This window comes from Pseudoalteromonas sp. SR45-4, assembly GCF_014163535.1.
Lineage (GTDB): Bacteria > Pseudomonadota > Gammaproteobacteria > Enterobacterales > Alteromonadaceae > Pseudoalteromonas > Pseudoalteromonas nigrifaciens.
This window is the reverse complement of the sequence record NZ_JACJDO010000003.1, coordinates 127,740-146,044: the sequence shown is the minus strand read 5'-3', so window position 1 is coordinate 146,044 and position 18,305 is coordinate 127,740. Positions and strand designations below refer to the sequence as shown.

Annotated in this window: 19 protein-coding genes and 1 tRNA gene; 9 read left to right on the top strand and 11 right to left on the bottom strand. The window is 39.9% G+C overall.

Going from position 1 to position 18,305, the window contains the following annotated elements:
* Window positions 1–153: 153 nt before the first annotated feature.
* The 7 genes from H5058_RS02830 to rlmE form a co-directional block, all read right to left on the bottom strand.
* Window positions 154–238 (bottom strand) — tRNA-Leu (locus H5058_RS02830).
* A gap of 85 nt (window positions 239–323) precedes the next feature.
* On the bottom strand, window positions 324–677 hold the full coding sequence (gene secG / locus H5058_RS02825) for a preprotein translocase subunit SecG (protein WP_011327567.1): 354 nt from the start codon (window positions 675–677) through the stop codon (window positions 324–326).
* Window positions 678–1,427, bottom strand: a complete 750-nt coding sequence (tpiA, locus tag H5058_RS02820; RefSeq protein ID WP_179808217.1) for a triose-phosphate isomerase — start codon at window positions 1,425–1,427, stop codon at window positions 678–680.
* Between the two features lie 72 nt (window positions 1,428–1,499).
* Window positions 1,500–2,849 carry a phosphoglucosamine mutase gene (glmM, locus tag H5058_RS02815; protein WP_011327565.1) on the bottom strand — a complete coding sequence of 450 codons (1,350 nt, stop codon included), beginning with the start codon at window positions 2,847–2,849 and terminating at the stop codon, window positions 1,500–1,502.
* Complete coding sequence (gene folP / locus H5058_RS02810) at window positions 2,850–3,695, bottom strand: dihydropteroate synthase (protein ID WP_182676810.1); 846 nt, start codon at window positions 3,693–3,695, stop codon at window positions 2,850–2,852.
* Window positions 3,696–3,792: 97 nt separating this feature from the next.
* The gene (gene ftsH, locus H5058_RS02805) at window positions 3,793–5,730 is read right to left on the bottom strand and encodes an ATP-dependent zinc metalloprotease FtsH (RefSeq protein ID WP_041454669.1); all 1,938 of its coding nucleotides are present in this window, start codon (window positions 5,728–5,730) and stop codon (window positions 3,793–3,795) included.
* A 66-nt stretch (window positions 5,731–5,796) separates the two neighbouring features.
* Entirely contained in the window at window positions 5,797–6,426 is a 630-nt protein-coding gene (gene rlmE / locus H5058_RS02800; RefSeq protein ID WP_011327562.1) for a 23S rRNA (uridine(2552)-2'-O)-methyltransferase RlmE, read from the bottom strand.
* Between the two features lie 88 nt (window positions 6,427–6,514).
* On the opposite strand from rlmE, the gene yhbY reads away from it, so the two are divergent.
* Window positions 6,515–6,811 carry a ribosome assembly RNA-binding protein YhbY gene (gene yhbY / locus H5058_RS02795; RefSeq protein ID WP_011327561.1) on the top strand — a complete coding sequence of 99 codons (297 nt, stop codon included), beginning with the start codon at window positions 6,515–6,517 and terminating at the stop codon, window positions 6,809–6,811.
* A gap of 76 nt (window positions 6,812–6,887) precedes the next feature.
* Here yhbY and H5058_RS02790 read toward each other — a convergent pair whose 3' ends face one another.
* The gene (locus H5058_RS02790) at window positions 6,888–7,409 is read right to left on the bottom strand and encodes a histidine phosphatase family protein (protein ID WP_182676807.1); all 522 of its coding nucleotides are present in this window, start codon (window positions 7,407–7,409) and stop codon (window positions 6,888–6,890) included.
* A 5-nt stretch (window positions 7,410–7,414) separates the two neighbouring features.
* Entirely contained in the window at window positions 7,415–8,560 is a 1,146-nt protein-coding gene (locus tag H5058_RS02785) for a serine hydrolase (RefSeq protein WP_182676805.1), read from the bottom strand.
* A 114-nt stretch (window positions 8,561–8,674) separates the two neighbouring features.
* On the opposite strand from H5058_RS02785, the gene H5058_RS02780 reads away from it, so the two are divergent.
* The 6 genes from H5058_RS02780 (at window position 8,675) to H5058_RS02755 (ending at window position 14,396) form a co-directional block, all read left to right on the top strand.
* Window positions 8,675–9,493, top strand: coding sequence for a hypothetical protein (locus tag H5058_RS02780; RefSeq protein WP_011327557.1), 819 nt, complete (start codon window positions 8,675–8,677; stop codon window positions 9,491–9,493).
* 92 nt (window positions 9,494–9,585) lie between these two features.
* The gene (locus H5058_RS02775; protein ID WP_086993499.1) at window positions 9,586–10,443 is read left to right on the top strand and encodes a MipA/OmpV family protein; all 858 of its coding nucleotides are present in this window, start codon (window positions 9,586–9,588) and stop codon (window positions 10,441–10,443) included.
* A complete protein-coding gene (locus tag H5058_RS02770; RefSeq protein WP_041454364.1) occupies window positions 10,433–10,819 on the top strand; it encodes a DUF3019 domain-containing protein in 387 nt (128 codons plus the stop codon). Before H5058_RS02775 ends, H5058_RS02770 begins: the two co-directional genes overlap by 11 nt.
* Window positions 10,820–10,831: 12 nt before the next feature.
* On the top strand, window positions 10,832–11,536 hold the full coding sequence (locus tag H5058_RS02765) for a response regulator transcription factor (RefSeq protein ID WP_011327554.1): 705 nt from the start codon (window positions 10,832–10,834) through the stop codon (window positions 11,534–11,536).
* Between the two features lie 6 nt (window positions 11,537–11,542).
* Window positions 11,543–12,841 carry an ATP-binding protein gene (locus H5058_RS02760; protein WP_179808223.1) on the top strand — a complete coding sequence of 433 codons (1,299 nt, stop codon included), beginning with the start codon at window positions 11,543–11,545 and terminating at the stop codon, window positions 12,839–12,841.
* Window positions 12,842–13,040: 199 nt separating this feature from the next.
* A complete protein-coding gene (locus H5058_RS02755; protein ID WP_086993503.1) occupies window positions 13,041–14,396 on the top strand; it encodes a sodium-dependent transporter in 1,356 nt (451 codons plus the stop codon).
* Window positions 14,397–14,460: 64 nt separating this feature from the next.
* Here the strand turns inward: H5058_RS02755 and H5058_RS02750 are convergent, their stop codons facing one another.
* Window positions 14,461–14,898, bottom strand: a complete 438-nt coding sequence (locus H5058_RS02750) for a GNAT family N-acetyltransferase (RefSeq protein WP_182676803.1) — start codon at window positions 14,896–14,898, stop codon at window positions 14,461–14,463.
* Between the two features lie 169 nt (window positions 14,899–15,067).
* A complete protein-coding gene (locus tag H5058_RS02745; RefSeq protein ID WP_011327550.1) occupies window positions 15,068–15,811 on the bottom strand; it encodes a sporulation protein in 744 nt (247 codons plus the stop codon).
* Between the two features lie 309 nt (window positions 15,812–16,120).
* Between H5058_RS02745 and H5058_RS02740 the strand changes: the two genes are divergently transcribed.
* Window positions 16,121–17,692, top strand: coding sequence for a cation:proton antiporter family protein (locus H5058_RS02740; RefSeq protein WP_041454668.1), 1,572 nt, complete (start codon window positions 16,121–16,123; stop codon window positions 17,690–17,692).
* A gap of 264 nt (window positions 17,693–17,956) precedes the next feature.
* Entirely contained in the window at window positions 17,957–18,178 is a 222-nt protein-coding gene (locus tag H5058_RS02735) for a DUF3820 family protein (RefSeq protein WP_041454363.1), read from the top strand.
* The last annotated feature ends 127 nt before the right edge of the window (window positions 18,179–18,305 follow it).

The following is an 18,305-nucleotide window of genomic DNA, read 5'->3' as shown; positions in this document are numbered from 1 at the left end:
TCCTTCAGACCCCACCGTTGGCCAGTGACGCCCTTGCCATTCAGATTATCTTCCCCTTAGTCAGGGTGATAAGGCATCTTTCAGCCTATCGGGTTTGCCAGCTTCGCTGGGCAAACAAAAAACCCAGCAACGTTAGTTACTGGGTTTTAAATTTGGTGCGGATGGGGGGACTTGAACCCCCATGCCCTAAAGCACCACCCCCTCAAGGTGGCGTGTCTACCAATTCCACCACATCCGCATTTATTAAGCTTGCGCTTAGGTGTTAAACTTTATGATTTATTTGAGGAGTATAAATCGTTTAACGTTTTAGCTTTTACGCTAAATTAATTTGGTACGTCAGAGCGTTGCTCTTTCGAAGATGTAACTGGCACATCTTCTTCAACAGGAATAACTGTTTCTAAAGCTGGTGCTGCTTCAAGGTTTTCCCATTCATCAGTCTTTTTAATATGACTTGCAGTAAGGTTGCCCAGTACTATGCTTAATATAAAAAACACAGAAGCTAAAACTGTCGTTGTTTTAGTCATAAAGTTACCTGCACCTGATGATCCGAAAACAGTTGACGAAGCACCCGCGCCAAATGAAGAACCCATATCGGCACCTTTACCTTGCTGGATTAAAACCATTCCAACAAGCGCTAAAGCTACAACTAAATAAACTACTAGTAAAATTTCGTACATTTATACGGTCCCTTTTGCACTGTTGCAGATAGCAGCAAATGAATCTGCTTTTAAACTTGCGCCACCAATTAGGCCGCCGTCTATATCTGTTTGTGCAAATAATAATTCGCTATTTTTTTCGTTAACGCTACCACCATATAAGATGGTTAGCCCTTGTGCTAAATCGCTGTTTAATGAAGCGATTTTGTCACGGATAAATTTATGAACGCTTTGTGCCTGTTCTGGCGATGCAGTCTTACCTGTGCCTATGGCCCAAACGGGTTCATATGCTATCACAGAATCTTTGAGTGCTGCTACACCTAATTTTTCAATTACTGCATCAATTTGTGCAGCAACTATTTGTTCTGTTTTACCGTTTTCTTGCTCACTTTCGCTCTCTCCAACACATAAAATTGGCGTTAAACCAACTTGTTGTGCGCGAGCAAATTTTGCAGCTACGACATCATTGCTTTCTTTGTATATACTACGACGCTCTGAGTGACCTACTAATACATATTGGGCGCCCAACTCTTTAATAAGTTGTGCATCAACTTCACCGGTAAATGCACCGGGGGTATTTTCTGACACAGTTTGAGTTCCCGTTGAAACACCGCTGGCTATCATTGCTGACACTAACGGAAACGGAGGAAATAAAACAATGTCTATCTCGTTTGATTTAACATTGTTAATAGCATCAGACATTTGTTTAACCAGCTCTAAAGAGCCATTCATTTTCCAATTGCCTGCGACCATCGCCTTGCGTGCTGCCATTTTTCCACTCCACATGAGAAAGCGGTCGAGATATTAACTCGACTCGCCCAAAGTTACAAGAGGTTATTGTTATCAATCAGTTTGTTTGCTCATAGATTCAACAACCGCGGCTATTTTTTCTGCGCTGTCGATTACTAACTTCTCTTGTTCGGCCTCAACCATAACACGTACAACAGGTTCAGTGCCTGATTTACGTAGTAACACACGCCCCTTTTCACCTAAAGTTTGCTCAACCTCTGCTACTGCAGCTAATACTGCAGGCGCTTTTGTCGGATCTGTACCTGGGGTGTAACGTACGTTAATCATTTTCATTGGGTACTTAGTAAAACCAGTACCTAAGTCTTGTAATGTTTTATTTTGCGCAACCATAGCAGCTAGTACTTGCAAGCTTGAAATAATGCCATCGCCGGTGCTAATTAAATCAAGGTTTAATACATGGCCCGAGCTTTCGCCGCCAATAGTCCAGCCTTTTTGTTGTAGCAACTCCATTACATAACGGTCGCCTACTTTACTGCGTGCAAATTCAATACCTTTGGCTTTCAATGCATTTTCAAGGCCCATGTTTGACATAACAGTGCCAACAACACCACCACCTAAATTATCATCTTGCGCTGCTTGGCAGGCAATAATATACACTAAGTCATCACCATCAAACACACGACCATTATGATCAACCATCATTACACGGTCGCCATCGCCATCATAGGCAATGCCCACATCTGCATTATGTTCAAGCACTTTACGTTTTAGGGTATCTACGTGAGTAGCGCCGCATTCATGGTTAATATTTACACCATTGGGCTCACACGCATGCGTGATTATATTTGCACCTAGTTCGCGCATAACTGAAGGTGCAATATGGTAAGTTGCGCCATTGGCACAATCGAGTACAATTTTTAATCCTTCAAGCGACAAGCTTTGTGGAAATTGGCTTTTACAAAATTCGATATAACGACCATCAGCGCTAGTTAAGCGACTCGCTTTACCTAATTTATCTGACTCAACACAAGTCATTGGTTCATCAAGCATGGCTTCAATTTCAAGCTCTACTTTGTCATCAAGCTTTAAACCGCGACAGTTAAAAAACTTTATGCCGTTATCGTAATACGGATTGTGCGATGCACTAATTACTATGCCGGCCTCGGCTCTAAATGTTTGTGCTAAATAAGCAATCGCAGGGGTTGGCATAGGGCCCAGTAATACAACATCGATTCCTGCTGCAATTAACCCTGCTTGTAATGCGGTTTCTAACATATAGCCTGAAATGCGGGTATCTTTACCTATCATCACTTTTTTAGTGCCATTTTCTGATAGGACACGGCCCGCAGCCCAACCTAGTTTCATTGCAAACTCAGGATTTATAGGATGCTCACCCACGAGCCCGCGTACACCATCGGTGCCAAAATATTTTCTTTCTTTCATTTAAAGTACTCCTTGTTTGCAGGCTTGTAGTACGTTAAGTACATCTGCGGTTTCTTTTACGTCGTGTACACGAATAATATGCGCACCATTTTGTGCTGCGATTAATGCGCCCGCTAAACTGCCGGCCAATCGCTCATTTGTATTTCTATTTAATAAGTTGCCAATCATCGACTTACGCGATAATCCCGCTAATAACGGTAAACCAAACTGATTAAAGTCATTAAACTGCGCCAGTAGTTGGTAATTGTGGCTGAGTGTTTTACCAAAACCAAAACCAGGATCAAGAATAAGTTGTGTTTGCTTAATCCCCGCTGTTTTACACGCAGCAATACGCTGACTAAAAAACTGTTTTATATCTGCAAATAAATCGTCATAGTGTGGCGCTGCCTGCATGCTGCGAGGTTGGCCTTGCATATGCATTAAACACACCGCAACATCAGGAAACTGCGCCACTACGTTCAGTGCGTCGCTTTCTTGTAATGCACGTACGTCATTAACAATATCGGCCCCAGCTAAAATAGCTTGGTGCATTACTTGTGCTTTGCTGGTATCAATAGATATAACGCAATCACTGTTTTCACGAATTGCTTTAATCGCTGGTATTACACGTGCTAATTCATCCTCAAGGCTCACATCAGGAGCACCTGGGCGAGTCGACTCTCCGCCAATATCTATAATTTGCGCCCCGTCGTCTAACAATTGCAGCGCACGCTGCAGCGCAATATCAGGGTCTATAAACTGCCCGCCATCTGAAAATGAATCGGGAGTAACATTAAGTATTCCCATAATTACTGGATTTGCCAAACTTAGTGTACGTTTGCGAGGCAAGTTTAGTAAATTATTCATGATGACCTTTTTTGTTTGAATTAGCTGAAGTTTATTTTATACGTTTGATACAAAAAAGCCCCGAGGTTCGGGGCTTTTAGTTTAGCTATTTTAACGATTATTCAGCTTTGTCATCAAGGTTTGTTTCATCTTTTTTAGCTTCATCAGTTGGTTTTTGATCTTCATCAACTAATTTTTCTGCTGAAACATCTTCTTTAACTGGCTTTTTTTCATGGCGGTCATGCGCATCGCGTGGTTCACGAACTTCTTGGCGCGCCATTAAATCATCAATTTGCTTAGCATCAATCGTTTCGTACTTCATCAGCGCATCTTTCATTGCGTGTAGAATATCGATATTTTCTTTTAATATCGCTTCTGCTCGTTGATAGTTACGATCTGACAATAAACGTACTTCGCTATCGATAATTTTAGCTGTTTCGTCCGATATACTCATAGAGCGGCCACCGCCCATGTACATATCGTTTTGATCTTCTGCGTAAAGTAGTGGTCCAAGTTTTTCACTTAAACCCCAGTGCGTTACCATTTTACGGGCAATATCACTCGCACGTTCAATATCGTTACTAGCACCTGTGGTTACTTTATCTGCACCATAAATAAGTGCTTCTGCGATACGTCCGCCATACAGGCTTGAGATCATCGACTCTAGCAATTCTTTCGAATGGCTTACACGGTCTTGTTCAGGCAAGTACATAGTTACACCTAGCGCACGGCCACGTGGAATTATAGATACTTTATAAACAGGATCATGCTCTGGCACCATACGACCAACAATAGCATGGCCAGCTTCGTGGTACGCTGTCATGGCTTTTTCTTGCTCGCTCATCACCATGGTTTTGCGCTCAGCGCCCATCATGATTTTATCTTTAGCAGCGTCAAACTCAGCCATACTAACAACACGTTTATTACCGCGTGCCGCATAGAGTGCAGCTTCGTTTACTAGGTTTGCTAAATCAGCACCTGAAAAACCCGGTGTACCGCGTGCAATTAAAGCTGCTTCAACGTTGTCGCCTAATGGCACTTTACGCATATGTACTTTAAGTATTTGCTCACGACCACGAATATCAGGTAAGCCAACTTCAACTTGGCGGTCAAAACGACCCGGACGAAGTAAGGCTGGATCTAATACGTCTGGGCGGTTAGTTGCAGCAATAACGATAATACCTTCGTTACCACCAAAACCATCCATTTCTACTAGCATTTGGTTTAGCGTTTGCTCACGTTCGTCGTTACCGCCGCCCATACCAGCACCACGTTTACGACCTACAGCATCTATTTCATCAATAAAGATAATACAGGGTGATGCTTTTTTAGCTTGCTCGAACATATCTCGTACGCGAGATGCGCCCACACCAACAAACATTTCAACAAAGTCCGAACCAGAAATAGTAAAGAACGGCACTTTTGCTTCACCAGCAACGGCTTTAGCAAGTAACGTTTTACCTGTACCAGGAGGACCAACCATCAACACGCCTTTAGGAATGCTGCCACCTAATTTTTGGAATTTTGATGGGTCGCGTAAAAAATCTACCAATTCTGATACATCTTCTTTTGCTTCATCACAGCCAGCAACATCGGCGAAAGTGGTTTTAATTTGATCTTCGCTCATTAAGCGCGCTTTGCTCTTACCAAACGACATTGCGCCTTTACCGCCACCGCCTTGCATTTGACGCATGAAAAATATCCACACACCAATAAGCAGTATCATTGGGAACCAAGAAATAAATATACTTGCTAAAAATGACTGCTCTTCAGGTTTAACCCCTTTCACATTGACGTTACTTTTTAACAAATCATTTAAAATGTCTTTGTCGTAAATAGGCATAATCGTTTGAAAACGTTCGCCACTGGTTTTAGTACCTGTAATTGTGCCACTGGTACTTTCAATTGCCACTTCTTGTATAGAGCCACTGCGGGCATCTTTAACAAATTGACTATAACTTGTTTGACGATCTACTTGATCGCCGCCATTAAAGCTCTGAAATACTGACATCAGCACAACTGCAATAACCAGCCAGAGTATTAGATTTTTTGCCATATCGCTCAAGGGGTTAACCTCTTGTATCCAATTAATTTAAATTCAACTAAACGCCCAACAACTGTACTACAGTTTATATCCAGTCGCTACTATATATACTTCCCGTGAACGGGCGCGCGAGGCATCTGGTTTACGTATCTTCACTGTTTTAAAACTATTACGTACATCTTGCAAGAACTGATCAAAGCCTTCACCTTGGAATACTTTAACAATAAATGCACCATTTTTCTTTAATACTTGATTACACATATCCAGTGCAAGCTCGACCAAATACATGCTACCAGCTTGATCAACCGAATTGTTACCACTCATATTTGGTGCCATGTCAGAGAGTACCACATCAACATTTTTGCCATCAATACGTTTTAACAATGCACTTAACACTGCTTCTTCACGAAAGTCGCCTTGTAAAAAGTCAACACCCGCTAATGAATCCATAGGGAGGATATCGCACGCTATAACTTGTCCTTTATCTCCTACTTTTTCTGCCAAGTATTGTGACCAACTACCCGGTGCAGCCCCCAAATCAACAACAGTCATTGCTGGGCGGAGTAACTTGTCTCTACTTTGGACCTCATCTAATTTAAAAACAGCTCGAGAACGCCAACCTTTTTTTTGCGCCTCTTGAACATATTTATCATCAAAATGTTCTTTCAGCCATCGCTGTGAACTGGCTGACTGTTTTTTATTTGTCATAAATTAACACGCAACTAATTAGTAATATTCTTTAGATGGCGGTAGAATACCCTTAATTCAAGCCATATTCAGCAAAATTTGTATAAACATGACATTATCAAACAAACAAAAGCAGTTTTTAAAAGGTCAGGCACATAGCCTCAAGCCTGTAGTTTTACTAGGTTCTAACGGTTTAACCGAAGGCGTAGTAGTAGAAATTCAAAGCGCATTAGAAATTCACGAATTAATTAAAGTGAAGGTTCCAACTGATGATCGCGAAACTAAAGCACTCATTTTTGAAGCAATTGTGCGTGAAACTGGTGCAACTAAATTACAATCAATTGGTCACACTATTGTGCTTTACCGCCAAAGTGAAGAGAAAAAAATTAAATTACCGCGTGGCTAAACACTACTTGTAGGATTTACCCGGTAATATAAAAAAACCAGCACCCGCTGGTTTTTTATTATCTGTCACTTTTAAATTAATGATTAAAATCCATAGTGAGTTCACTGACCCTATATTGTGGTGCATCTTTTGGGGCTTTATCGCGTATTTTATCTAGTATGTAATAGCGCGAAAACTCATCTTCAGACATAGCACTCACCGTACCTTTTGAAAGCAGTGCCGTAAGTTCAGGCGTGGTATTACTGTGTCCTACAACAATTACAACACCCTGTAATTTTAGTAGTTTACTTTCAAGTGAAGTTAAATCAGCTGCATCATACATTTTTACTGTAGTGCTTAAGTAAGCAGCCATTGGCGCTGCTGTTTGTAATGTACGCTTATAATTGCTGCTAAATAGCTGCACGTTTTTATGTTGTTTTATTAACTGTACCAAATACTGTGCACGTTGTGCGCCAAGCACTGTAAGCGACGGGTTTTTACCGGCTTGTTTTTCACTGTGGCGAAATAAATAAATCTTATCTGGGGCGGCAAATACAAATTGGCTATTAAACACCATAACCAGTAGCGCCAAGATTAAAAGCCTTTTATCTTTAATCATGATTTTTAGCCTCGCTTATATTTAAGCACTCTATTTATAAACTCTGTTGTAAGTTCATTTATCACCCCAGTTTCGGCATTTATTATTAAGCTAAAACCCACATTTAAATGAGGAAAAACCACTAAATCGGTGCGATAGCCTTGCACCCAACCACTATGGTAATAAAGGGTTTCATCATCGTAGTTATATACTCGCCAACCTAGCCCATAAAAAGCCTCACTAAGATGACCTTTCCATACTCGTCGGTATTGCTCTTTTTTGGTATGCGTATAGGGACGTGTTTGTACCGCTAATGCATCGAGCGATAATACATTTGGGTACTGACCTAATTGCGCCTTTAGCCATATTGCCATATCGGCAGCACTGGCATTTATGCCTGCAGCGGGGGCTACTTTATAATAATTTTTTTTCAGCTTAGCGCTATACCAACGTTTTTTCCCTCTTACATGTGGAAATGCGTAGTTTTTATCTTGCACCATAGCGTCATAGCCTAAACTAGTGTCATGCATTTTTAAGGGCGTAAAAATAGCGTCATTTAGCCACTGAGAGTAACTTTTATGAGTACTCCTTAAAATTACATCGTCAATTAAACTAAACATCACATTTTGATAGCCATAACACTGCCCAGGATCGCATATGGGCGCTACCGTAAGTAGCTTTTCAACAATATCTGGATAACTCATTCGTGATTCAATTAGGTTATCGTAGGCGTTGGGAACTAGGCCACTAGAGTGACTTAAAATATGATAAACCTTTAAATTATCTTTGTAGTCGGTGTTAGCAAATTCAGGAATATAGTCGCTAATAGGCTGGTATAAATCTATTTCCCCTTCACTTGCAAGCTTAGCAGCTAACGATCCTGCAAAGGTTTTAGACACCGATGCTAATCTAAAACGTGTATGTTGATTAACCCTTTGAGAGCTACCCACTTTGGTAAAGCCCATGGTATGAATATAATCACTCGACTGCATATTAACAATCGATAAAGCCGCGCCAGGTATACCTTTTCGTTTAAGCTTTTTTTCTGCGTAACGCCCATATTTTTTTACAAATGCAGACCAATCTGGATCTACATTTGCAGCAACCTCTGAGTGGGTTATTAAAATACAAAAGGCGAGCAGGTAATAAATCGAGTAATTAAGGTACTTCATCGGTGGCTGTTTTTTCTTTTTTTAATTGCTTCTATGCATATAATATCATGAACTTTTGTCAAGACTAACGTACAATATGTTGATTATTGGCCTTTTACTGAGTGTGAAGTATTTATGCGTTTTTTAGTTGTACCACTTTTTATATTATTTTCATCGGGTTGCGCTATAACCACAACAACAAATCAGCCTGCTGAGCCATTGGCAATGCCCTTAAAGCCAATGTTAAAAAGTCAGACATACCAACTGGAGTATGAGGCACAACACACCTCGCCTAAAGTAAAGTCAGTGCAATTACCAGCTCATAAAGTAATGAAAAACCAAACGGTTAAAATTGTTACCGACAGAGTAAGTGTAACCGACACTTTACTGGCGCAAATAAGCCAAGCGCTCAATGACAAACAACTAAAAGTAACTACTAAAAACGATAGTGATTACACACTTGCTATTCATCAAGTTGATCTGTCGTTTACCGATGATAGTAAATACACGTTAAATCAGCCCAAACAACCTTATGCTCTATACTCTAAAGTTGCACAGCAATTTCCAACCCAGCAGTGTGCAACTATTTTAGCGCAAGTTAGCATGCGCTTAACGCATAAAGCCTCTGGTGATGTTGTTTGGTTTGCAAAATCATCTTTAGATAGCACTAGCTTTCATCGTGAATCACTGATTTATAGCTTTACCGAAGAGCAAAAAATCACTAATGAACTTGAAGTAGTCGCCTTTGTCCACCAGCAAAATACCGAACAAGCACGTTTAGCACGTGCCGAGGCAAATACAAAGGTAACTATTCCTAAATATAATACAATGAGCAAGCTTAGCACACTGACTAAAGTGCAAGGCCCGTGTACTCGCACAGAAATAAGTGCTTTAGCACCAATGATGCAGTTTTATTTAAGCAGTATATTAATCGACAAAATTAAAGTGATATAAGCGTAAGTTAAACACTACATTTTTTTACAGGTTTAAAGGAACGTTTAACAATATACTACGCTTTATAACCATTACTTATTTAGGTTCCAAGGATGAAGCACTCAATACTTAGCTATTTTTTATGTTACACCTGCTTATTATTTGCCTGTGTATTTAGTGCCCATAGTACTGCCAGTAACCGCTATTATGCTGATAACACCTTAGAGCCTATTCAAGGCTTTGCATGGGACTGGAGCGCCGGTACTGGTTATTATATTGAAGACTCTTACCTTATCGGCATGGACTCCTATGACGATGGTATTGAATTAGATCTCAGCCTTGCGGTTTCTTTTGATAACTTTTATCTCGATTATGACCATAACCAACTCAGCGGCGGCCTTGTTATAGGCTACAGTCTAATTAACAAATATAATTGGGAGCTCGATATAATCGGTGCTAACGCCCAAGCTGGGTTTGGTCAAAAAGGCTTGGGGTTTTATAACAATGGTGTGGTTGAGGAATTACGCGGCATTAAAAAGCGTAAGTATGACTTTAATACAGGCCTTAGATTTACCCACAGATTTGATGGCTCACAGGTTTCTATTGAATTTTTGCATGATATTTCAAACGCCCACAATGGCTGGGTATTTAATTCTTTTTTTAGCAAAATACAACCTTGGCGTAACTGGGAGTTTCGCTCAGGCATAGGCTTTAGTGCCTACTCTGCTGACTTTACTAACTATTATTTTGGTATTGAGCAAAGTGAAGTTACCTTGCTGCGTCCTGCCTATAAAACCAATGCCAGCAGCAGCATTATGCTTGAGTTTCATGCTGAGTACCCGCTTAACCAAGACTGGGTGTTTTTAGCCGGCTGGTTAACGACTTTATTTTCTAAAGAAATTGACGACAGCCCTATTATTTCTCAAGGGTACCAACACAAAGCCAAGCTAGGCGTGCGTTATGTATTTTAGACGCTGGTGTTATTTACTATTAGCTTACCCTGGCAGTTTACTCGCCGAGGTGCCCCAAGAGGTAACCGCACTTAGTGCAATACCTAATACCTGCGTGGCACTACGTGAAGGCCGCCACTGTTATACTGAAGTGGTTTTATCATGGCAGCAGCCCACAATAGGTAACTACTGCTTACGAGACGCTACCTCAAAATATATTATGCAATGTTGGCTTAAGCAGCAACACGGCGTTTTTAATTATGCATTTGACTCTGAGCAGAGCTTATCATTTGAATTATTTGATAGTAATACTGCAAAAGTCATAGCCACCACTGAAGTAAAGTTACAGTGGGTTTATCAAAACAGGCAGAAAAAACGCCGTTGGCGATTGTTTTAATAAGGAAGTCTTATGGATAATTACGGTACTATTTTACTCGTTGAAGATGATATTTCTTTGGCACAATGGGTGGCTGAATATTTAACAGAACAAGGCTATTGTGTACATGTTTGTCATCGCGGTGATGAAGTTGTTGGCCAAGTTAAAACCTTGAAACCGCAGTTAATACTACTTGATATTATGCTTCCTGGGTTAGACGGCATAAGCGTTTGTCGCGAGCTACGTAGCTTTTATCAAGCTCCTATTATTATGCTAACAGCTCGTGATGACGAAATGGATGAAGTGATTGGCTTAGAGGTAGGTGCCAGTGACTACATAATGAAACCGGTACGCCCTCGTGCATTACTAGCAAGAATAAAGTCAGCCCTTAGGCTCACCACCCAAAGCAGCCAATCTCATAAACAGCATAGTATTATTAATGTAGGGGCTTTGAGCATTAATAGTGAGTCGCGAAGCGTTAAACTTAACGATATCGATATAAATATATCTAGCGCTGAGTATTTATTGCTGCATTACTTAGCCAGTAACGCAGGGCAAGTTGTATCACGCGATGCGGTGTTTAAAGCAACCAAAGGACGCGAGTACGACGGCCTTGATAGAAGTGTTGATGTGCTTATTTCTGCGCTACGTAAAAAGTTTAATGACGATCCGCAAAACCCTGAAAAAATTAAAACAATTTGGGGACGAGGTTATTTACTCGTTGCCACTGCTTGGTAGCTACAAATGAAAAAGTTTTATATTGCACTGCTTAGCAGCGCACTGCTTTCGATTATTGTTTTAGGCTGGCTTATTGACGCTTTTAGTCAAAATACACACGCCCCTTTAGACGAATTTAGCATGCAAAGTAAAATGATTGCAGGGTTTAGCAAACAGCTTGCTACTCTCCCCCCTGCACAGCGCAGTAATTATGTTACAAAGTTAGCCAACGACTTTAGCCTGCCGCTTACCTATAAGCTAAACGACACTTTAGCGCTTAGCCCTGCCTTACTTATGCAAATGCAAACCCATGGTGGGTTAATTTTAGAGGGCGAACAGGGTTTTCATATGCTTTATAGCAACCAAGCATTAAGCCCTTATCATTTATCTATGCGCCTCGATAACTCATTTGAAGCAGAGCAACGCGACGATATTATTCTAACCTTATTATTTTACGCTGGGTTGTGTGTATTTATGGGCTTTATTATTTATCCCTTAGCCAAACGCTTGAGCGTGTTAAATGAAGCAGCTAAAAAATTTGCATCGGGTGATGTTAAAACTCGTATCAAAGTCTCTCATTTCACGTATATAAAAGATGTAGAGCTCACCTTTAACCGTATGGCGAGTCAAATAGAAAAGCTGGTTGCTGAAAATAAGCTAATGGCTTCGAGTTTATCCCATGACATTCGCACCCCCATAGCTTGCCTGCGATTTGGTTTAGATGCTGCAATAGATAGCAATGACATGCCAAAAGTGAAGCAATATTTAACCCGCATGGAAAATGACTTAGACCATATGGAGTCTATGCTAAAAAGCTACCTAGCCTTTGCCACGCTAGAACAAAATGCCAACCGCTTAACCTACTCTGCAACCCATATGCGCAGCTACTTTGAAGATATTTTAGCGCAGCTATCGCCTAAATTAGACTCCCACAAACTCAGTGTGCAACTTAATAGTAGTAACGATGTTATTTATGCCGACTTACATTGGCTTGCCAGAGCCGTTACTAACTTAATTAATAATGCCTGCGACTTTGCCCTGCAACATATTTATGTAAGTGCCACTGTCAATGAGCAACATATTATTATTACCGTAGAGGACGATGGTCCAGGCATAGCAGCTGAAAACTTTAGCAAAGTATTTAGCCCTTTTTTTCGCGAAAACAACCACCGTAATCGAGCTGATAAAAGTTATGGCCTCGGATTAGCAATTGTTGAAAAAGTAGCTGACTGGCATCACGGCCGTGTTTATGCAGGCAAAAGTAAGCAGTTAGGTGGAGCTTGTTTTACCCTGAAAATAGCTCAACAACACCCTAGTGTAAAGTAAAGGCTACACACTGTAAATTAACAATTATTAAACAATATCAAGCTGTTAATTTTTAGTTTTAAGTTACTTTATTAAAATCTATGTTCATAACACAGAGTTTAATAAAGTAATTGTGCTAGATCAGCAAATTAGCACTTTTTATTTTTTTACATTTCCAGTAGATTGTCTGCGCCGTCACAAAATAGAGAAGTACAATAATATGAGTGCAGTAAGAGGCGAGTTTAGCTCTCGCTTTGGTTTTATAATGGCCGCCGCAGGATCTGCTGTAGGTTTAGGTAACATTTGGGGTTTCCCTACACAAACCGCAAGTAATGGTGGTGCCGCATTTTTAATTGCGTATTTAGTACTGGCATTCTTTTTGGCTTATCCTGCTTTAATGGCGGAGCTAATGATTGGTCGTCATGGCCAAGCAAATGCGGTTTCTTCACTTAGAAAAATATCTAATAAACCTTGGCAAAAACATTTTTCTTTTGCGGTTGGTTTTGGCGGTATTTTATGTGCTGGCTTTATTTTAAGCTTTTATGCCATTGTTGCTGGTTGGATGCTAAGTGCAACAGCAGAACCTATTACAACGTTAGTGGGCGCAAACTCTGCATCTGCTTGGCTAGGTGAACAGTCACTTAGCAGAAACATCATTTTCACTATGATCTTTATTGTACTAACCGTTGCTATTATTAGTCGTGGCGTTGAAAACGGAATCGAAAAATGGTCAAAACGTTTAATGCCTGCTTTGCTCAGCATTTTATTTGCGTTAATTATTTATGTAATGACCCAAGATGGCGCTATTGAAGGCTTAAAGGCGTATTTAGTACCTGATTTCTCATCTATTTTTGATGCTAACTTGTTAGTTAGTGCACTAGGGCAAGCATTCTTTTCATTATCACTAGGTACCAGTGTGATGATTATTTATGGCTCGTATATTAGTAAAAAAGAGAACTTAGTTTCGTTAGGTGCTTATGTCACGCTTATTGATGTATTTATTGCTTTTGTAGCAGGGTTATTAATCATTCCTGCTATGTATGTAGCACAAGCACAAGGGATTGAGATTTTCTCACCGACTACCGGAAAGCTCCTCTCTGAAGACACATTAGTATTTCAAGTATTACCTGCACTTTTTGATGGTATGGGTGGTATGGGGTTATTTGTTGGCTTTGCGTTTTTTGCGCTAATGAGCATTGCAGCACTCACCTCCTCTATTTCAATGCTCGAAGCGCCGGTATCTTATACGGTAGAACGCTTTGCAATGTCTCGCTTACAGGCCACTTGGGTAATTGGTGCATTAATCACTCTAGTGAGCATCACGATAGTGTGTAACTTAGAGTTACTGTTTGGTTTAGTGATCACCTTAACCACTAAAGTGGCACAGCCATTATTAGGTCTTATGTGTTGTATATACGTAGGCTGGATTTGGTCAAGAGGCTCATTACTAAAGGCCATTCAAGAAGGTAACCCTGAAGTACACAATACCTTATTTTGGAAAGTATGGCCTTGGTACACTAAGTTTGTATGCCCACTGGCGATAGGCCTGGTATTTTTACATTCATTATTAAGCTAAAGTTAGTTTCTGCTCTTAACAACAAAAAAGCCCACATTGTGGGCTTTTGTAATCAAGGTACTAGTTATAAAACCATATCTTGATGAGCAATGCCATCTTCTAAATATTCAGCATTAATACTTTCAAATCCGAATGAGCGATAAAACTCCAGTAAGTACGTTTGCGCACCAATATAAATATCACGTTCTGGCCATTGGCTTTTACAGCAATTAATGGCCTCTGTAACCAATTGCTGAGCCAATCCTCTACCTCGTTCCTCTTTAGTGACTAACACGCGACCGATCGCACTGTATTTTGCGTTTTTTTCGTAGCATCGAGCATAAGCTTGTAGCGTATTATTTTTCACAGTGTAAATATGCAAGGTACTTGGTGCTACATCATTATCGTCAAGCTCTGGATAAGGGCACATTTGCTCAACTACAAATACCTCTACGCGCCCACGCATTATGGAGAATAAGGTTTGCGTATTGAGCGCAGTAAAAGTTTCACATTTAAACGCCATTGTAACTCCTGTCGTTGGCTCTAATAGACATAAAAGCCTATACGTTATTAGGGCTAGGCATAATAGCAGTAATGCAGCTAGGGGCTTAATTAACCGCTATGCTATATAATAAAATGGCTTAAAACAAAAACCCAGCATAAGCTGGGTTTGTTTTAAGTAATTATCTACCTTAGGTAAATAGTCGCTCTAACTGATCGCATAATTGCGAGAGATTTACATGGTCGTGCTCTATGGTTAAATCTACATAACCATCGCCTTTAAATGCTCTATCTAACTCAATTAACACATGGGTTTTATGTGCTTCTGGAATGAATGATAATTCAATTTCTTTCACTCCAAATAAACTGCGGCTATTAGGCTTGTATTCTAGCTCTTGATAACAACCAGACACTGATTGAAACGTTGATGCGCGCAAATGGCCTTTTTCAACATCAGCTTTAGTTAGGCTAAAGCCTAGCTTTTCCATGGCCTGCATACACGTTTTAACAGCTTCATTGGGGTACACATGTAAATGGTCTTTATCACTTGGATCAAGCGCTAAATCAATGTCCAGCCCAGTTTCAAGCCAAACATAAGATTGGTTATACCCTGCATTAATTTCAGTAATAGGTGTTTCTGAATGCAACCGTGCTTGAAAAGGAATCGTTTTAACTTCCCCTGGCTCTACCGTGCCTATATCTGTAATGCGCCACTGCTCTATAACGTGGTTGGTAAAATAGTCACCATCTTCATTTGATGCTTTAACTCGCGTCATTAATAGTAAATCTAACCCTGCAATTTCTTGGCTTACATCACCAGCTGTAATAACGATTTGCGCATTAAATAATTGCCCAGGCTGAAGGTGCTCTGTTTCTAAAATAGTGTCTACTTTGGCGGCACCAATACCAACCGATGCTAAAATCTTTTTAAACATATTTTTCTCCTTAAGCTGAGCGGCTCTATAATGTGCTCTAACTTAAACTTCGTCGTTAGCGCATCTTAACCACATTTAAATGCTCTTGTCAGTGAAAAACTACTATTCACATGCTGTTTACGATTAAATAAGTGTTAAATGTCCATTTTTCATACGCAACAGAGCAAGTATTTGATTAAACGGCGCTTAAGCCTAATCTTTTATGAAGGACTTATTGTATGAATAAAATGGTGAGTATTTGTATATTTATTTTCAATGGTATTGATTTTTCGTTACACTAAACCTCCCAATGAAGTGATATTTATAATTATGGAACTAATTTACTTTGCCGCCGCGTTTGTGTTTGGCTTTGCTGTTTATCAGCTAAAGCTCCCTCCTCTTATCGGTTTTTTACTTGCGGGATTCGCGCTTAATTTAGCGGGCTATAAAAGCACCGAATTACTCAACACCATTGCTACCTTAGGCGTTACGCTTTTATTATTTAGTATTGGTTTAAAGCTAAAAGTAAATAGTTTAATGAAACCACAAGTGTGGGCTTCTGCTACTTTACATATTATTTTGAGTAGTGCGTTATTTAGTGGCTTTATGCTATTACTTAGCCTATTTGCACTGCCATTATTTGTTGATTTGAGCTGGCAAAGCGCTTTATTAGTTGGCTTTGCATTGAGTTTTTCTAGTACCGTTTTTGCTGTTAAAGTGTTAGAAGAACGCGGTGAAATGGGCAGCTTACACGGAAAAGTAGCCATTGGTATTTTAGTTATGCAAGATATTTTTGCCGTGGTATTTTTAGCTATTAGCACAGGTAAAATCCCTAACATTTGGGCTTTGGTACTTATTATTTCACTGCCGCTAGTACGCCCAGTTATGGGGTGGATACTAAACCGCTCTAAACACGGCGAACTCCTGCCATTATTTGGGTTTTTCTTTGCACTTGTGGCTGGTTATCATGCATTTGAGCTAGTTGGTTTAAAAGGTGATTTAGGGGCATTAATAATAGGTATGATGATTGCGCCTCATAAAAAGGCCAGTGAACTTTCTAAGTCATTACTTAATTTAAAAGATATTTTATTGGTTGGCTTTTTCTTAACAATAGGTTTAAACGCAGAGCTTACCACCAGCTCATTACTTGCCGCATTATTATTGGTGTTAGTATTACCAATCAAAACGTTTTTATATTATGTGCTAACAAACATGTTTAACTTACGTGCTCGCACCTCATTGCTAACCACTTTTAGTTTAGCTAATTATAGCGAGTTTGGTTTAATAGTTTGCGCTGTAGCCGCCTCTACAGGCATGATCACCTCTGAGTGGTTAGCCGTTATTGCAATTGCCGTATCAATTACCTTTATTATTGCATCCCCTTTAAATAAGCGCTCTAACGAAATTTACGCAAAAATAGAGCCTTGGCTACTAAAGTTTGAAAGTAAAACTCGTTTATCCGAAGAACTGCCTGTTAACCTTAACGACACTAAAATTGTTATATTTGGCATGGGCAGAATTGGCACAGGTGCTTATGAAACAATAAATGCTACGCACCCACAGCTAGTTGCAGGTATAGACATAAAGCCTGAAGTAGTTGATAAGCACATAAAACGCGGAAGAAATGTATTAATAGCAGATGCGACCGACCCTGACTTTTGGCAGCGCGTAAATCACTCTCGTGTTGAAATGGTCATGCTAACAATGCCACAGCATATGCAAAATATTTTTGCGTTAGAGCAATTAAAAGCATCGGGTTATAAAGGGCAAGTTACCGCTATTGCTAACTACCCTGATCAGCAAAAAGAGTTAGAAGAAATGGGTGTAAATTCTACCTATAACTTTTACTTAGAAGCCGGTAGTGGTTTTGCTGAGCACGTTAAACAAAAATTATTTTCGTAAAGCAGCACTAATTTGAATTTACATTCTTTTACAAGCTAATTCTCTAACATAGAAAAAAGCAGGTAAACTAAAGACTATTGGTAAATATTAGCGCAAGCACCTGCCCCTAATTAGACTCCAGCTAACGAAGGGCTTGCTAATAAAATATATTAATCCAGAGGGCCTGCTCCCTCGTTAAATAGGCTGTTACTTGCCCGTCACAGCCTATTTTATCTCTTTAATATACCTTACACTTAGCTATGTTTTATAAAACCTTTAAAGCCAATGGATCCTACACAGCTAAAAATTGCCGTTAATACTATTATGCCCTTTGGAAAGTACGCAGGCCGCCCTTTACTGCTTTTACCCGAGCCCTATTTAGTATGGTTTAAACAACAAGGGTTTCCCGACTCAAAGCTAGGCAGCCAACTCGCCATGATGTATGAGGTAAAGCTCAATGGGCTAGAGCAAATGTTAATGCCATTACTAGAAAAGAAAAATAATTAAATTAAGAACTTTTTTATAAAGGGGCTGTCTATTACTTTGCTACTTGTTGATTTTGATTAAAACCCAAAAAAGCGCCCTTGTTAACAAGGGCGCTTTTTTATTGAGTGTTTTTTATCTGCGTACTTTT

What these genes read in the sequence shown, in the direction of transcription:
- H5058_RS02775 (WP_086993499.1), top strand. Translation starts at nt 9,586, where the DNA reads ATGAAGCACTCAATACTTAGCTATTTTTTATGTTACACCTGCTTATTA.
- tpiA (WP_179808217.1), bottom strand. Translation starts at nt 1,427, where the DNA reads ATGGCAGCACGCAAGGCGATGGTCGCAGGCAATTGGAAAATGAATGGC.
- H5058_RS02750 (WP_182676803.1), bottom strand. Translation starts at nt 14,898, where the DNA reads ATGGCGTTTAAATGTGAAACTTTTACTGCGCTCAATACGCAAACCTTA.
- H5058_RS02765 (WP_011327554.1), top strand. Translation starts at nt 10,832, where the DNA reads ATGGATAATTACGGTACTATTTTACTCGTTGAAGATGATATTTCTTTG.
- H5058_RS02735 (WP_041454363.1), top strand. Translation starts at nt 17,957, where the DNA reads ATGGATCCTACACAGCTAAAAATTGCCGTTAATACTATTATGCCCTTT.
- H5058_RS02740 (WP_041454668.1), top strand. Translation starts at nt 16,121, where the DNA reads ATGGAACTAATTTACTTTGCCGCCGCGTTTGTGTTTGGCTTTGCTGTT.
- H5058_RS02785 (WP_182676805.1), bottom strand. Translation starts at nt 8,560, where the DNA reads ATGAAGTACCTTAATTACTCGATTTATTACCTGCTCGCCTTTTGTATT.
- H5058_RS02760 (WP_179808223.1), top strand. Translation starts at nt 11,543, where the DNA reads ATGAAAAAGTTTTATATTGCACTGCTTAGCAGCGCACTGCTTTCGATT.
- rlmE (WP_011327562.1), bottom strand. Translation starts at nt 6,426, where the DNA reads ATGACAAATAAAAAACAGTCAGCCAGTTCACAGCGATGGCTGAAAGAA.
- H5058_RS02770 (WP_041454364.1), top strand. Translation starts at nt 10,433, where the DNA reads ATGTATTTTAGACGCTGGTGTTATTTACTATTAGCTTACCCTGGCAGT.
- secG (WP_011327567.1), bottom strand. Translation starts at nt 677, where the DNA reads ATGTACGAAATTTTACTAGTAGTTTATTTAGTTGTAGCTTTAGCGCTT.
- H5058_RS02755 (WP_086993503.1), top strand. Translation starts at nt 13,041, where the DNA reads ATGAGTGCAGTAAGAGGCGAGTTTAGCTCTCGCTTTGGTTTTATAATG.
- glmM (WP_011327565.1), bottom strand. Translation starts at nt 2,849, where the DNA reads ATGAAAGAAAGAAAATATTTTGGCACCGATGGTGTACGCGGGCTCGTG.
- yhbY (WP_011327561.1), top strand. Translation starts at nt 6,515, where the DNA reads ATGACATTATCAAACAAACAAAAGCAGTTTTTAAAAGGTCAGGCACAT.
- folP (WP_182676810.1), bottom strand. Translation starts at nt 3,695, where the DNA reads ATGAATAATTTACTAAACTTGCCTCGCAAACGTACACTAAGTTTGGCA.
- H5058_RS02745 (WP_011327550.1), bottom strand. Translation starts at nt 15,811, where the DNA reads ATGTTTAAAAAGATTTTAGCATCGGTTGGTATTGGTGCCGCCAAAGTA.
- H5058_RS02780 (WP_011327557.1), top strand. Translation starts at nt 8,675, where the DNA reads ATGCGTTTTTTAGTTGTACCACTTTTTATATTATTTTCATCGGGTTGC.
- ftsH (WP_041454669.1), bottom strand. Translation starts at nt 5,730, where the DNA reads ATGGCAAAAAATCTAATACTCTGGCTGGTTATTGCAGTTGTGCTGATG.
- H5058_RS02790 (WP_182676807.1), bottom strand. Translation starts at nt 7,409, where the DNA reads ATGATTAAAGATAAAAGGCTTTTAATCTTGGCGCTACTGGTTATGGTG.